General features: G+C 45.3%; 12 protein-coding genes. 8 read left to right on the forward strand and 4 right to left on the reverse strand.

The features are described 5' to 3' along the window. Positions 1-11 precede the first annotated feature (11 nt). The 3 genes from atpD (at position 12) to glmU (ending at position 3,367) form a co-directional block, all read left to right on the forward strand. The gene (gene atpD / locus ACQEXT_RS15050) at positions 12-1,415 is read left to right on the forward strand and encodes a F0F1 ATP synthase subunit beta (protein WP_269378248.1); all 1,404 of its coding nucleotides are present in this window, start codon (positions 12-14) and stop codon (positions 1,413-1,415) included. Positions 1,416-1,433: 18 nt separating this feature from the next. After that, positions 1,434-1,856 carry a F0F1 ATP synthase subunit epsilon gene (locus ACQEXT_RS15055; RefSeq protein ID WP_006879261.1) on the forward strand — a complete coding sequence of 141 codons (423 nt, stop codon included), beginning with the start codon at positions 1,434-1,436 and terminating at the stop codon, positions 1,854-1,856. 149 nt (positions 1,857-2,005) lie between these two features. Continuing rightward, positions 2,006-3,367, forward strand: coding sequence for a bifunctional UDP-N-acetylglucosamine diphosphorylase/glucosamine-1-phosphate N-acetyltransferase GlmU (gene glmU / locus ACQEXT_RS15060; protein ID WP_138972882.1), 1,362 nt, complete (start codon positions 2,006-2,008; stop codon positions 3,365-3,367). A gap of 62 nt (positions 3,368-3,429) precedes the next feature. On the opposite strand, the gene ACQEXT_RS15065 is transcribed toward glmU, so the two are convergent. Beyond that, positions 3,430-4,170, reverse strand: coding sequence for an amino acid ABC transporter permease (locus ACQEXT_RS15065; protein WP_426952813.1), 741 nt, complete (start codon positions 4,168-4,170; stop codon positions 3,430-3,432). Between the two features lie 93 nt (positions 4,171-4,263). On the opposite strand from ACQEXT_RS15065, the gene ACQEXT_RS15070 reads away from it, so the two are divergent. Further along, positions 4,264-5,040: a transporter substrate-binding domain-containing protein gene (locus tag ACQEXT_RS15070; protein ID WP_331417307.1), complete on the forward strand. Its 777-nt coding sequence runs from the start codon at positions 4,264-4,266 to the stop codon at positions 5,038-5,040. Positions 5,041-5,092: 52 nt separating this feature from the next. On the opposite strand, the gene punC is transcribed toward ACQEXT_RS15070, so the two are convergent. Continuing rightward, positions 5,093-6,292 (reverse strand): purine nucleoside transporter PunC, encoded by a 1,200-nt coding sequence (gene punC, locus ACQEXT_RS15075; RefSeq protein WP_426952815.1) that lies wholly within the window; start codon positions 6,290-6,292, stop codon positions 5,093-5,095. Between the two features lie 154 nt (positions 6,293-6,446). Here punC and punR point away from each other — a divergent pair, with 154 nt between their 5' ends. Next, positions 6,447-7,349, forward strand: coding sequence for a DNA-binding transcriptional activator PunR (gene punR / locus ACQEXT_RS15080; RefSeq protein ID WP_269378240.1), 903 nt, complete (start codon positions 6,447-6,449; stop codon positions 7,347-7,349). Positions 7,350-7,401: 52 nt separating this feature from the next. Here punR and fadA read toward each other — a convergent pair whose 3' ends face one another. Next, entirely contained in the window at positions 7,402-8,577 is a 1,176-nt protein-coding gene (fadA, locus tag ACQEXT_RS15085) for an acetyl-CoA C-acyltransferase FadA (protein ID WP_138972885.1), read from the reverse strand. A gap of 14 nt (positions 8,578-8,591) precedes the next feature. Beyond that, the gene (gene fadB / locus ACQEXT_RS15090) at positions 8,592-10,763 is read right to left on the reverse strand and encodes a fatty acid oxidation complex subunit alpha FadB (RefSeq protein ID WP_426952818.1); all 2,172 of its coding nucleotides are present in this window, start codon (positions 10,761-10,763) and stop codon (positions 8,592-8,594) included. A gap of 272 nt (positions 10,764-11,035) precedes the next feature. Here fadB and ACQEXT_RS15095 point away from each other — a divergent pair, with 272 nt between their 5' ends. From ACQEXT_RS15095 to hemG, 3 genes are read left to right on the forward strand one after another with little or no spacing between them, the layout of a single operon-like run. Beyond that, positions 11,036-11,659 (forward strand): YigZ family protein, encoded by a 624-nt coding sequence (locus ACQEXT_RS15095; RefSeq protein WP_138972887.1) that lies wholly within the window; start codon positions 11,036-11,038, stop codon positions 11,657-11,659. Positions 11,660-11,704: 45 nt separating this feature from the next. Beyond that, positions 11,705-13,162, forward strand: a complete 1,458-nt coding sequence (locus tag ACQEXT_RS15100) for a TrkH family potassium uptake protein (protein ID WP_426952820.1) — start codon at positions 11,705-11,707, stop codon at positions 13,160-13,162. A 9-nt stretch (positions 13,163-13,171) separates the two neighbouring features. Next, a complete protein-coding gene (gene hemG, locus ACQEXT_RS15105) occupies positions 13,172-13,699 on the forward strand; it encodes a menaquinone-dependent protoporphyrinogen IX dehydrogenase (protein WP_426952822.1) in 528 nt (175 codons plus the stop codon). Positions 13,700-13,793: the final 94 nt, after the last annotated feature.

Genomic DNA, 13,793 nt, shown 5'->3' on the forward strand with positions numbered 1-13,793 from the left:
GAGGATTAACGATGGCTACAGGTAAGATCGTACAGATCATCGGTGCGGTAGTCGACGTAGAGTTCCCACAGAGCGAAGTACCTAGTGTATATGACGCTCTAAACGTTACTGAATCAAAAGAGCGTCTAGTTCTTGAGGTTCAACAACAGCTAGGCGGTGGCGTAGTTCGTTGTATCGTTATGGGTAGCTCTGATGGTTTACGTCGTGGAGTTGAAGTTGTAAACACTGGCGCTCCAATTTCAGTACCAGTAGGTACTAAGACCCTAGGTCGTATCATGAACGTACTTGGTGATGCGATTGACGAGCGTGGTGAAATCGGTGCAGAAGAGTCTTACTCTATTCACCGTGAAGCACCAAGCTACGAAGAGCAATCTAACGAGACTGCTCTACTAGAAACTGGCGTTAAAGTAATCGACCTAGTTTGTCCATTCGCTAAGGGTGGTAAAATCGGTCTATTCGGTGGTGCTGGTGTAGGTAAGACCGTTAACATGATGGAACTTATCAACAACATCGCACTACAACACTCAGGTCTATCTGTATTCGCAGGTGTAGGTGAGCGTACTCGTGAGGGTAACGACTTCTACTTCGAAATGCAGGAAGCAGGCGTTGTAAACGTTGAGAAGCCAGAAGAATCAAAAGTAGCGATGGTTTACGGCCAGATGAACGAGCCACCAGGCAACCGTCTACGTGTTGCACTGACTGGTCTAACAATGGCAGAGCGTTTCCGTGACGAAGGTCGTGACGTTCTACTGTTCGTTGATAACATCTACCGTTACACGCTAGCAGGTACTGAGGTATCAGCACTTCTAGGCCGTATGCCTTCTGCGGTAGGTTACCAGCCTACTCTAGCAGAAGAGATGGGTGTTCTTCAGGAGCGTATCACGTCAACTAAGCAAGGTTCTATCACGTCTGTACAGGCAGTATACGTACCAGCGGATGACTTGACTGACCCGTCTCCAGCAACAACGTTCGCGCACTTAGATGCAACGGTTGTACTTAACCGTAACATCGCTGCAATGGGTCTATACCCAGCGATCGACCCACTAGATTCGACTTCTCGTCAGCTAGACCCGCTAGTAGTTGGTCAAGAGCACTACGACATCGCTCGTGGCGTTCAGTCTACTCTACAGCGCTACAAAGAGCTGAAGGATATCATTGCGATTCTAGGTATGGACGAGCTATCTGAATCAGATAAGCAAGTTGTATCTCGTGCACGTAAGATTGAGCGTTTCCTAACTCAGCCTTACCACGTAGCGGAAGTATTTACTGGCGACCCAGGTGTTTACGTACCTCTTAAAGAGACTCTACGTGGCTTCAAAGGTCTACTAGCTGGTGATTACGATGACATTCCAGAGCAAGCGTTCATGTACTGCGGTACGATTGACGATGCTATCGAGAATGCGAAGAAGCTATAAGGCTAACTAGGAGGCGATATGGCAGCAATAACCTTTCACCTAGACGTTGTTAGCGCAGAGAAGAAAATCTTCTCTGGCCTAGTTGAAACGTTTCAGGTGACCGGTAGCGAAGGTGAGCTTGGTATTTTCCACGGCCACACACCGCTGCTGACCGCTATAAAGCCTGGTATGGTGCGTATTGTTAAACAGCACGGCCACGAAGAAATTATTTATGTTTCTGGTGGTATGGTAGAAGTTCAGCCTGGTACAGCGACTGTACTGGCTGATACCGCTATCCGTGGTGAAGAGCTAGACGCAGCGAAGGCAGAAGAAGCGAAACGTCGTGCTGAGGAGAATATCCAGAACCAGCATGGCGATATGGACTTCGCTCAAGCGGCCAGTGAACTGGCTAAAGCCATTGCTCAGCTACGAGTTATCGAGCTGACAAAACAGCGTCGTTAATCGACAACGTTGTTTTAAGTGATAAAGGCGGTCGTAAGACCGCCTTTTTGCTTATTTTTTAACGTAAATTTTTCCTAATCAATTAACTAATTAGCGATTAGTGTCTAAAATACCCCTCAGATTTAGAACTACGTCCAACAGGTAACTCAATGAAATTTAGCGCGGTCATTCTCGCAGCGGGTAAAGGTACTCGCATGTATTCTAATAAGCCTAAAGTGCTGCACACCTTGGCTGGTAAGCCAATGGTCAAGCACGTTATAGATACCTGTAACGGTTTAGGTGCGCAAAATATTCATTTGGTTTACGGCCATGGCGGCGATCAAATGCAGGCTGAGCTTGCAAGCGAGTCAGTTAACTGGATCTTACAAGCTGAGCAATTGGGGACAGGGCATGCGGTTGATCAAGCCTCTCCACACTTTGAAGATGAAGAAAAGATCTTAGTTCTTTACGGTGATGTCCCTCTTATCTCTGAAGAGACCATTGAAAGTCTACTTGATGCTCAACCAACAGGAGGTATTGCCCTTTTGACGGTCGTGCTTGATAACCCTATGGGGTATGGTCGAATTGTTCGTCGCAACGGTCCTGTTGTCGCGATTGTTGAGCAGAAAGATGCAACAGAAGAGCAGAAGCTAATTAAAGAGATCAACACCGGTGTAATGGTAGCAACTGGTGGTGATCTTAAGCGTTGGTTATCTGGGCTAAATAATAACAACGCTCAGGGTGAATACTACCTTACAGACGTTATTGCTGCTGCGCATGATGAAGGTCGTGCAGTTGAAGCTGTTCATCCTGTAAACCCTATCGAAGTTGAAGGGGTGAATGATCGTGCACAGTTGGCTCGTTTAGAGCGAGCTTTCCAATCTATGCAAGCTCGTAAGTTGTTAGAGCAGGGTGTTATGCTGCGTGACCCAGCACGATTTGATCTGCGTGGTGAGCTGCAATGTGGTATGGACTGTGAAATCGATGCTAACGTCATTATCGAAGGTAACGTCTCACTGGGTGATAACGTCATTATCGGTGCGGGTTGTGTCCTTAAAGATTGTGAAATCGACGACAACACCATTGTTCGCCCTTACAGTGTGATTGAAGGTGCAACGGTAGGTGAAGAGTGTACGGTTGGTCCATTTACCCGTTTGCGCCCAGGTGCAGAACTGCGTAACGATGCGCACGTTGGCAATTTTGTTGAAGTGAAAAACGCTCGTATTGGTGAAGGTTCCAAAGCCAATCACCTAACGTACCTTGGTGATGCTGAAATTGGTCAGGGAACAAATATCGGTGCTGGTGTGATTACTTGTAACTACGATGGCGCAAACAAATTCAAAACAGTTATCGGTAATGATGTGTTTGTGGGTTCAGACTGTCAGCTGGTGGCGCCTGTAACGATTGCAGATGGTGCAACGATTGGTGCTGGAACGACGTTGACGAAAGACGTGTCAGAAGGCGAGTTAGTCATCACTCGAGCTAAAGAACGTAAAATTTCTGGTTGGCAACGTCCGGTTAAGAAAAAATAACCAATACCGCTAACTCAATGTGAAAGCCGCTATTTTTAGCGGCTTTTTTGTTTGTCTAACTACTAATGACTTGGCACTTGAATGCGCTTTTCTAACCAACGGACTGTTTGTGAAACAATCAGTATCAGCACTAAATATTCTATGACCAGAAATGTATAGATTTCTAAAGGTAAGTACTCATTAACCACCAGTTCATTGGCACGACGAGTTAAATCGCTAAGACCAATAACACTGACCAGTGAACTCATTTTGAGAATATAAACGAATTGATTGCCAAGTGGAGGTAGGATTTGTCTAAAAGCTTGCGGAAGAATCACGAAACGCATTTTCTGCCAATAGTTGAGACCTAGCGCTTCGGCCGCTTCATGTTGTCCACGATTTATCGCTTGAATCCCACCTCTAAATACTTCCGCCATAAATGCGCTTTCCGCAATAGTAAGCGCGATAACACCCGCCCAGAAGTGATTTAGAGTGACATCTAACAAGGTCGGCATTCCATAGTAAACCCAAAGCAGTAGTACCAACACAGGTATAGAGCGAACCGATTCTACGTAGACTCGATTAATCATTCTTAGAGGCTTTAGTGGAGAGAGTGCCGGTAATGAAACTAAGAAGCCTAAGGTCATCGCCAGCAACATACTGAGCAACGAAACCTGAATCGTATCGCTAAATCCAGCGACGAGAAACTTGAGGTTCGTTTGACCTTGTGACGTTGTTGGATCCAATACATACCAGCCCCATTGATAGTCTGAGCAGCCGGTTAGGAGTAGAGCGGAAACAATCGATAAATAACGAGAAGTCACATTACACCTTGTATTGACTAATAATATTCCTTTGTAGCTGCTATGTTATCAAATGAACCGACGTTAAGCTTAATAAACTTAGGGATTAATATAATGAAGAAATATATCTTAGCACTTGGAATGTGCTTATTGTCTGTTGGTCAGGTTATGGCGGAAACAAGTCGATTGCAGGAAATCCTTGATAAGGGGATTTTACGGGTTGGCACCACAGGCGATTGGAATCCAATGACGATGAAAGATCCTGCGACCAACAGTTATCGAGGATTTGATATCGACGTAACGACAGAATTGGCTAAAGATTTGGGCGTGGAAATAGAGTATGTGGCTACGGATTGGAAGACCTTAGTCAACGGTATTACAGCCAATAAATATGATATTACGGGGAGTGCCTCACTGAATATGTCTCGAGCTAAAGTCGCTGGTTACAGTCAACCATATTTTTACCTGGCTTTTGTTCCTGTCGTACAGAAAAAAGATTTAGAGAAATTTTCTGATTGGAGTGATTTTGACAAAGCGGACGTGAAAGTGGCGGCGACCTTGGGCACAGTACAAGAGAAGATGGTCAAAGAGTTCTTTCCAACTGCGCAGCATATTGTCATCGAAGCACCGGCAAGGGATTTTCAGGAGCTATTGGCACGTCGAGCCGATGTCTCTGTGACTTCAAATGTGGAAGCGGCAACCTTGGTGGAAAAATTCCAACAGTTAGCGATTGTACCAGTAAAAGAACCACGTAAACCGACACCCATCGCCATGCTACTCCCTCAAAATGACCAGGTGTGGATTAATTATATTAATCACTGGGTAGAACTGAAAAAAACACAAGGTTTCTTCAAGCGCACTGCTGAAAAGTGGGGCCTAAAAAGTTTGTAACTACTTACTATAAAAAGAGCCGCTTAGTGAAGCGGCTCCTTTTTGTTATCGATTACTCGTCACTCACAACTCGAGCATTATCGGGAGTAGTAAAGTGCTGCGAGAGTTCTCGGTTAGAAATGATGTAGCCAGCCCATAGACCACCCATACAGATGATGATCGCAATCCCCGTTACAAACTGAGCCTGACTTGCCATCGCCGCAACTAACGCACTCGACAAGCTGCTAACGCATATTTGTACGCTATTCTGTAGACCAGCCGCTGTTGCTGGGCTTTGCTGTGCACTGGCTAGCGCTCTATTGACTACGATTGGGTAAAGTGCACCATTGGCGACAGCGATCAAACAGAATGGTGCCAGAATTGGCCATATTGAACTTAGTTGCCATTGTGAGGCAATAAAGATCAGTAGTGAGGCAACGCTAAACAAGCCGATTAACTGGCGTAGCACTTTCTCATCACCAAATTTTTTCACACCGACTTTGCCAAGATAGCCACCAGCCATAAATGCGATGGTTTGTGGAATAAAGCTCAGGCCAATATCTTTGGCTTCGTACCCTAGTTGAGCCATGATTTCTGGCATACCTGTCAGGTAAGCAAAGAATGCCGCGGAAGCTGTCGCAAACATAAAAACGTTACCCAGATAAGTTTTTGATCCGAGTAGCGCTTTGATATCGCTAGATACACTGGTTTGTTTAGCTTCAACTTGCTCGTTGCGCTGCATCATTGTCGCCGCTACCAGAACAACACCGACCGCCGTCAGAGTGAAGAAGATGCTATGCCAGCCAAAACTATCTGCGAGTAGCACGCCGAGCTGTGGAGCCAGAGCAGGAGACAACGCAACCAAAGGCATGATTGTGGCAAAGATCTGTTGGCTACTGCTTGAGTAACGCTTGATAACCATTGCTTGCCAGATAACAGCAGGAGCACAAACACCAATCGCCTGTACAAAGCGTAAGGTCAGTAATTGCCATACTTGATCGCTAAATGCTAAACCTAGTGAGGCTAGGGTAAAGATGACTAGACCAGCTGCGAGTGTATTGCGGTGACCAAATTTATCAGAAGCCAGGCCCCATAAAAGTTGGCCGATAGCCATACCAGAAAGGAAGACAGTTAAAGAGAGCGCGATCTGTTCAGGGCCAGTAGCAAAGTCTGCTTCCATTATTTTGAAAGCAGGTAAGTACATATCAGTAGCGACAAAGCCAAGCATAGATAGGGCTGCAAGGTAGAATAATTGTAGTTTTGAAATAGTCATGATTTTTCCAATCAAATTATTTAATCATTAATTGCTCAGTATCAGTTGGCGCCAACCCTGATTTTTATGCCTTGTCATTCTATTTTTCGATTTAAAGGAAATAAAACGCTAAAATTGTTGGTTATCAATCAAAAAATTTGAAAGGTTGAGTGTTATGTACTCAAAGTCATCATTAGAGATGCTGGATACAGTTGCCCGTCTTGGTAGTTTTACGGCTGCCGCCGAAGTGCTGCACAAAGTGCCTTCGGCGATTAGTTATGGTGTTCGCCAAGTAGAGCAGGAGCTAGATGTTGTTCTGTTCCGCCGTTTACCGAGAAAAGTAGAGCTCACGCCCGCAGGGGAGCTCTTTATCGCTGAGGCGCGTATGCTTCTTAGACAGATGGCGGAGATTCAGTCTCAAACGCGTCGAGTTGCTCATGGTTGGCAGTCAACACTCAAGTTAACCTTAGACAACGTAGTCAAACTCGATAAGCTGAAGCCGCTCGTCGAAAGCTTTTACCAAGAGTTCGAATTTGCCGAACTGCAAATCAACATGGAAGTGTTTAATGGTTCATGGGAGGCGATAGCCCAAGAGCGAGCAGATATTGTGATTGGTGCGACGTCTGCGATACCAGTTGGCGGTGATTTTGAGGTTAGAGATATGGGAGTGCTTGATTGGGCGTTTGTTATGTCTCCAGCCCATCCTTGTGTGAGGGAACAATACTTATCTGAGGAGTTTGTTAGTCAGTTCCCTGCAATTTGTCTTGATGATACTTCGAGCGTGTTACCCAAGCGTCATACCGGGCATTACCCTAAACAGCGTCGCTTATTGCTACCTAACTGGTACAGTGCTATCGAATGTTTAAAAAATGGCGTCGGAGTGGGTTATATGCCTCGTCATATCGCCATGCCGTTAATCCACGAAGGTGTGCTGGTGGAGAAAACATTGCCTGATGAAAAGCCCCTGAGTCAGTGCTGCCTTGTATGGCGAAAAGATGATAACCATAAGCTGATCCAATGGATGATCGATTACTTAGGATCATCGAACCAATTGCACCAAGATTGGTTGAAGTATTGATCATATAAAAAACGCCAGCTTCAGCTGGCGTTTTTGATCTTTTCGGTTGATGTTACGGACGCTCAAATACAGTAGCGATACCTTGACCAAGACCGATACACATAGTTGCTAGACCATACTTAGCGTCTTTAGCTTCCATTAGGTTGATCAGAGTCGTTGAAATACGCGCGCCAGAACAGCCTAGTGGGTGACCAAGTGCAATAGCACCGCCGTTAAGGTTTACTTTTTCATCCATCACATCAAGCAAGCCGAGATCTTTCGCACATGGAAGAGACTGAGCCGCAAACGCTTCGTTCAGTTCCACGACATCCATATCTTCAATCGTTAAGCCTGCTCGTTTGAGAGCTTTATGAGTAGCAGGGACAGGACCGTATCCCATAATCGAAGGATCGCAACCTGCAATCGCCATACCTTTAATGCGTGCACGGATAGTTAAGCCCAACTCGTTCGCTTTCTCTTCGCTCATGATCAGCATTGCTGAAGCGCCGTCTGATAGAGCAGAAGAAGTGCCAGCGGTCACAGTGCCGTTGGCTGGATCAAAGACAGGGCGAAGTTGAGAGAGACCTTCTACCGATGTTTCAGGACGAATTACCTCGTCATGATCGAGAGTAAACAGAGTACCATCAGCGGCATGTCCCTCAGTTGGTAGAATTTCATTCTTAAAACGACCTTCTAGGGTTGCTGCGTGTGCACGAGCATGTGAACGCGCTGCAAACTCGTCTTGCTGCTCTCGGCTAATACCATGGAGTTTACCAAGCATTTCAGCTGTTAAACCCATCATACCAGCGGCTTTGGCTACGTTCTTAGACATACCTGGGTGGAAGTCAACGCCGTGGTTCATTGGTACGTGGCCCATATGCTCGACACCACCAATTAGGCAGATTTCGGCATCACCCGTCATGATAGCGCGCGCGCCATCGTGCAAAGCTTGCATTGATGAACCACATAAGCGGTTGACTGTGACTGCACCAATTTCAATCGGCAACCCAGCTAGCAGAGCGGCGTTACGTGCAACGTTGAAACCTTGCTCCAGAGTTTGTTGTACACAACCCCAGTAAATATCTTCAATCTCGCTCGGGTTAACCTGAGGGTTACGCGCCAAAATTCCTTTCATTAGATGTGCAGAGAGATCTTCAGCTCGAGTATGACGGAAAGCACCACCTTTAGAGCGACCCATTGGAGTGCGTAGACAATCTACAATTACAACATTTCTTTTATGCATAGACATTTGAGAATCTCTCCTTAGATTGAACCTTGCTGTTGAGTGCCGTAGAAAGTTTCACCCTTAGCTGCCATATCGATAAGTAACTGAGGAGCTTGATACATTGCACCTAGATCAGCGTACTTCTTGGTCATTTCGACAAACTCAGCAATGCCGATGCTGTCTAGGTAGCGGAATACACCGCCACGGAACGGAGGGAAGCCTAGTCCGTAAACTAAAGCCATATCGGCTTCTTGTGGTGAAGCAATGATGTTTTCTTGTAGACACAGAACAACTTCATTGATCATAGGTACCATCATACGTTCAACAATGGTCTGGTCATCAAACTCATTTGGCGCGCTGCACACATCAGCAAGTACAGGCAAGATATCTTCACTGAAAGTTTTCTTTGGCTTACCGCGTTTATCTACACTGTAGCTGTAGAAACCGCTGCCGTTTTTCTGGCCGTATTTATCTGCTTCGAACAGAGCATCAATCGCGTCACGCTCAGATTTCCCCATTCTTTCAGGGAAGCCTTGCGCCATAACCGCTTGAGCATGGTGAGCTGTATCAATACCAACCACATCAAGTAAGTATGCAGGGCCCATTGGCCAGCCAAACTGACGTTCCATGATCTTGTCAATTTTAGTGAAGTCTGCACCGTCACTAAGGAGCTTGCTGAAGCCTCCAAAGTATGGGAATAGAACACGGTTAACAAAGAACCCAGGGCAGTCATTAACAACAATTGGAGATTTACCCATCTTCGCAGCGTAAGCCACGACACGGTTGATGGTTTCATCTGAGGTATGCTCGCCGCGAATGATCTCAACCAGTGGCATTCTGTGCACTGGGTTAAAGAAGTGCATACCGCAGAAGTTTTCTGGACGTTTTAATGATTTCGCTAATAGATTGATTGGAATTGTCGAAGTGTTTGACGTGATAACTGTGTCATCGTTGACGTAAGATTCCACTTCACTGAGCACCGCCGCTTTCACTTTAGGGTTTTCTACCACCGCTTCAACAATAACGTCAGAGTTTTCGATCCCTGCGTAATGTAGGCTCGGCGTGATTGAAGCAAGAATTCCCGCCATTTTGAAACCATCGATGCGGCCACGTGAAAGACTCTTATTCAATAGTTTGGAGGCTTCATTCATACCTAGGTCGAGTGATGGTTGAGCGATGTCTTTCATTAAGACAGGCACGCCTTTCAACGCAGATTGATAAGCGATACCACCACCCATGATGCCAGCCCCAAGCACTGCCGCACGTTGGGTATCTTTGTTGGCTGACTTAGCGGCTTTTTTCGCGATACCTTTAATATACTGATCGTTGAGGAATAGCCCGACCAGAGATTTTGCTTCTTCAGACTTAGCCAGCTTAACAAAGTAGCGGCGCTCAACATCCAGAGCTTCATTTCGAGCTAAGCGAGCGCCTTCTTCGATTGTCTTCACCGCCGTCATTGGTGCTGGATAATGTGGCCCAGCTTTTTGTGCGACTAGACCTTTTGCCATCGTGAAGCTCATCATTGACTCGAGCTTGCTCAATGAAAGAGCCGAGGTTTTTTGTTTACGGCGCTCTTTCCAATCTAGCTTTTCATTGATCGCTTGCGTAAGTGTCGTAATCGCTGATTCATATAGTGAGTCAGTTTCTACAATGGCATCTAACAAGCCTATTTTTAGTGCTTCGTCTGCTCGGCAAGCTTTACCCTGAGTAATCACTTCCATAGCGCTGTCAGCACCGATAACGCGAGGAAGACGAACACAGCCACCAAAACCAGGCATGATGCCGAGTCTTGTTTCTGGCAAACCTATGCTGGTGGTCTTATCACCGATACGGATATCGGTAGCGAGTACACACTCACATCCACCACCCAAAGTGTGGCCTTTAAGCACTGATAGCGTTGGTACAGGTAGATCTTCAAGCTTGTTGAAAATGCTGTTTGCAAATTGTAGCCACTGATCGAGTTCAGCTTCAGGTTTAGCAAATAGACCTAAAAATTCAGTGATATCAGCACCAACAATAAATGCCTCTTTATCTGAGGTCAGTAGCAGGCCTTTTAGAGAGCTGTGGGCATACAAGGCGTCTAGTGCTTTATCCAGTGATTCAAGAGTGGCAAGGTCGAGCTTGTTGACGGAAGCTGGAGCACAGAAGCTCAGTTCAGCGATTCCGTCTTGTAATTCCTTTACCTGTAGGTTTTTGGCTTGGTAAATCATTGTCTATCTCCATGACATACAATCTTGGATTGCGTGTATAGCTGCTAAAAGTCGGCACAAATAACTCGTGTGCTTTCAGTGAGCCGCTATAAAGGAAAGTGGTTTTATTTTTATTCTGGTTAGACCAGTTGTTTTAGTTTGGACTCGCCAATGGCTAAATTCAATACATTTTTTAAACAAGTGTTTAACATTGTGCGCTTGAACATATCTTAGGCGGCGTTCAAATTGCTCTCATGCTAAACTGGCGAGACGATCTCAAATGAACTGATGACATGAATGACCAACCCTATTTAATCCCAGAACAAGCCGTCATATTCGAAGAAGAGATAAAGAAAAGTGTTTTTATTACTTATCTTGCTCACACACCTTCAATTGAAGTCGCTAAAACGTTCGTTGAGCAGATCAAAGCCAAACATGCTGATGCACGCCATAATTGTTGGGGATTTGTCGCTGGTCGCCCCGAAGATTCGATGAAGTGGGGGTTTAGTGATGATGGTGAACCGTCAGGAACGGCAGGGAAACCAATCTTGGCTCAACTGTCTGGATCTGGCGTTGGTGAAATAACCGCAGTAGTTACGCGTTATTCAGGAGGAATTAAGCTGGGCACAGGCGGATTAGTAAAAGCTTATGGTGGTGGGGTACAACAAGCTCTCAAGCTGCTTCAAACTATTGAGAAAAAAATAACCACTGAGCTATTACTAGAGTTAGACTATGGGTTTATGCCGATCGCTCAATCTATTCTCCCGCAATTCGGAGCACAAGAGGTAAGCGCGGAATATAGTGAATCGGTTAAAATGCTGGTCGAGATAGAAGTTCGTCAGGTGAAGGACTTTACCCAAACCATCATTAATAAAAGCGCTGCCAAGGTAAAGATAACGCCTTTGGACAAATTATAAGATAATCAGGAAGTCGGAAGCTACGCTTCATACATCAGTCTATTCATGCAATTTCGATCAATTATCCGCATCGTAGGGCTCCTTCTCGCCCTTTTCAGCATTACTATGCTCGCTCCTGCGTTAGTCGCGCTGATCTATCGCGATGGTGCAGGTGTTCCTTTTGTCACAACTTTTTTTGTACTGTTGTTTTGTGGTGCTGTTTGTTGGTTCCCTAACCGTCATCATAAACACGAATTAAAGGCTCGTGATGGTTTTTTGATAGTCGTCTTGTTCTGGACGGTACTCGGTAGCGCAGGTTCTATTCCATTCTTAATTGCTGACAATCCCAACGTGTCAGTAACGGATGCCTTTTTTGAATCCTTCTCTGCACTGACGACGACTGGTGCTACCGTGATCGTTGGCTTAGATGATCTGCCGAAAGCTATCCTATTCTATCGTCAGTTCCTCCAATGGTTTGGTGGGATGGGTATCATCGTATTAGCCGTGGCGATTCTACCTGTGCTAGGTATCGGTGGTATGCAGCTGTATCGAGCTGAAATTCCAGGCCCAGTAAAAGATTCAAAAATGACACCAAGAATCGCAGAAACGGCAAAAGCACTCTGGTACATATACTTGAGTTTAACCATCGCTTGTGCTGCGGCATTTTGGTTTGCCGGAATGACACCATTTGATGCGATAGGTCATAGTTTTTCTACCATTGCTATTGGTGGTTTTTCTACTCATGACGCCAGTATGGGGCACTTCAATAGCTATGCGATCAATATGATTACCGTCGTATTCTTACTGATCTCTGCGTGTAACTATTCCCTCCACTTTGCAGCGTTTGCATCTGGTGGTGTACACCCTAAATACTATTGGAAAGATCCCGAGTTCAGAGCTTTTGTCTTTATACAAATACTGCTGTTTGTCGTGTGTTTCTTGATCTTATTGAACCATCACACCTATGACTCTATATATGATGTGTTTGATCAGGCCTTATTTCAGACTGTCTCTATCTCAACCACGGCTGGATTTACAACAACAGGATTTGCGGACTGGCCGCTATTTTTACCAGTACTACTTCTTTTTTCGTCATTTATCGGTGGTTGTGCGGGCTCAACGGGTGGTGGCATGAAAGTTATTCGTATCCTTCTGCTAACACTCCAAGGGGTTCGCGAGCTAAAACGTCTTGTCCACCCACGTGCAGTCTATACCATCAAGGTTGGCGGTAGCGCTCTGCCACAAAGAGTCGTTGATGCTGTATGGGGATTCTTCTCTGCATACGCGCTAGTGTTTGTCGTCTGCATGTTAGGGCTGATTGCGACAGGTATGGACGAGTTAAGCGCATTCTCCGCTGTCGCTGCAACATTGAACAACTTAGGTCCTGGTCTTGGAGAAGTCGCGCTCCACTTTGGAGATGTGAATGATAAAGCCAAATGGGTGCTGATTGTCTCTATGCTATTTGGACGTTTAGAAGTATTCACCCTATTAATATTACTTACGCCTACTTTCTGGCGTAGCTAAGGAGAGAGTGTGGCCAAAGCATTATTCCTTTACTCAACTCGTGAAGGTCAAACCAAAAAAATCTTTCATCATATAAGAGAGCAACTCTCAGACTACGAATGTGACTTTGTTGACCTTCATACGACAGAACGTGTCGACTTTGAACAGTATGAGCGAGTACTAGTAGGGGCATCGATAAGATATGGGCATCTTAACAAGAAGCTATACCAGTTTATCGAGAGCAACCTACCGGCGTTGCAATCGAGTAGAGCTGCCTTTTTTTGTGTGAACCTGACCGCCAGAAAAGAAGACCAAGGTAAAGATACGCCAGAAGGCAGTGCTTATATAAAGACGTTTCTCAAGAAATCTTCCTGGCAACCCGAGTTAATTGGTGTGTTTGCTGGTGCGCTCTATTACCCTCGTTACAACTGGTTTGATAGAACCATGATTAAATTCATAATGAGTATGACAGGTGGAGAAACCGATACCAGCAAGGAAGTAGAATATACTAACTGGGAAAAGGTCACTCTTTTTGCCAATAAGTTTAAAAATATGTAAACAAAAGGGCGGTTTTTACCACTTTTAGATCGAAAATTAATCGAACAGCAAAAAAGTCAGAAAAAACACAAAAAAGGGGTTGCCAAGTTTATTC

The sequence above is a fragment of the Vibrio sp. TRT 29B02 genome (genome assembly GCF_050113655.1).
Taxonomy (GTDB): Bacteria; Pseudomonadota; Gammaproteobacteria; order Enterobacterales; family Vibrionaceae; genus Vibrio.

Excerpts from the sequence above, each read along its gene's own strand:
- atpD (WP_269378248.1), top strand. The coding sequence starts at position 12 with ATGGCTACAGGTAAGATCGTACAGATCATCGGTGCGGTAGTCGACGTA.
- ACQEXT_RS15055 (WP_006879261.1), top strand. The coding sequence starts at position 1,434 with ATGGCAGCAATAACCTTTCACCTAGACGTTGTTAGCGCAGAGAAGAAA.
- glmU (WP_138972882.1), top strand. The coding sequence starts at position 2,006 with ATGAAATTTAGCGCGGTCATTCTCGCAGCGGGTAAAGGTACTCGCATG.
- ACQEXT_RS15070 (WP_331417307.1), top strand. The coding sequence starts at position 4,264 with ATGAAGAAATATATCTTAGCACTTGGAATGTGCTTATTGTCTGTTGGT.
- punC (WP_426952815.1), bottom strand. The coding sequence starts at position 6,292 with ATGACTATTTCAAAACTACAATTATTCTACCTTGCAGCCCTATCTATG.
- punR (WP_269378240.1), top strand. The coding sequence starts at position 6,447 with ATGTACTCAAAGTCATCATTAGAGATGCTGGATACAGTTGCCCGTCTT.
- fadA (WP_138972885.1), bottom strand. The coding sequence starts at position 8,577 with ATGTCTATGCATAAAAGAAATGTTGTAATTGTAGATTGTCTACGCACT.
- fadB (WP_426952818.1), bottom strand. The coding sequence starts at position 10,763 with ATGATTTACCAAGCCAAAAACCTACAGGTAAAGGAATTACAAGACGGA.
- ACQEXT_RS15095 (WP_138972887.1), top strand. The coding sequence starts at position 11,036 with ATGAATGACCAACCCTATTTAATCCCAGAACAAGCCGTCATATTCGAA.
- ACQEXT_RS15100 (WP_426952820.1), top strand. The coding sequence starts at position 11,705 with ATGCAATTTCGATCAATTATCCGCATCGTAGGGCTCCTTCTCGCCCTT.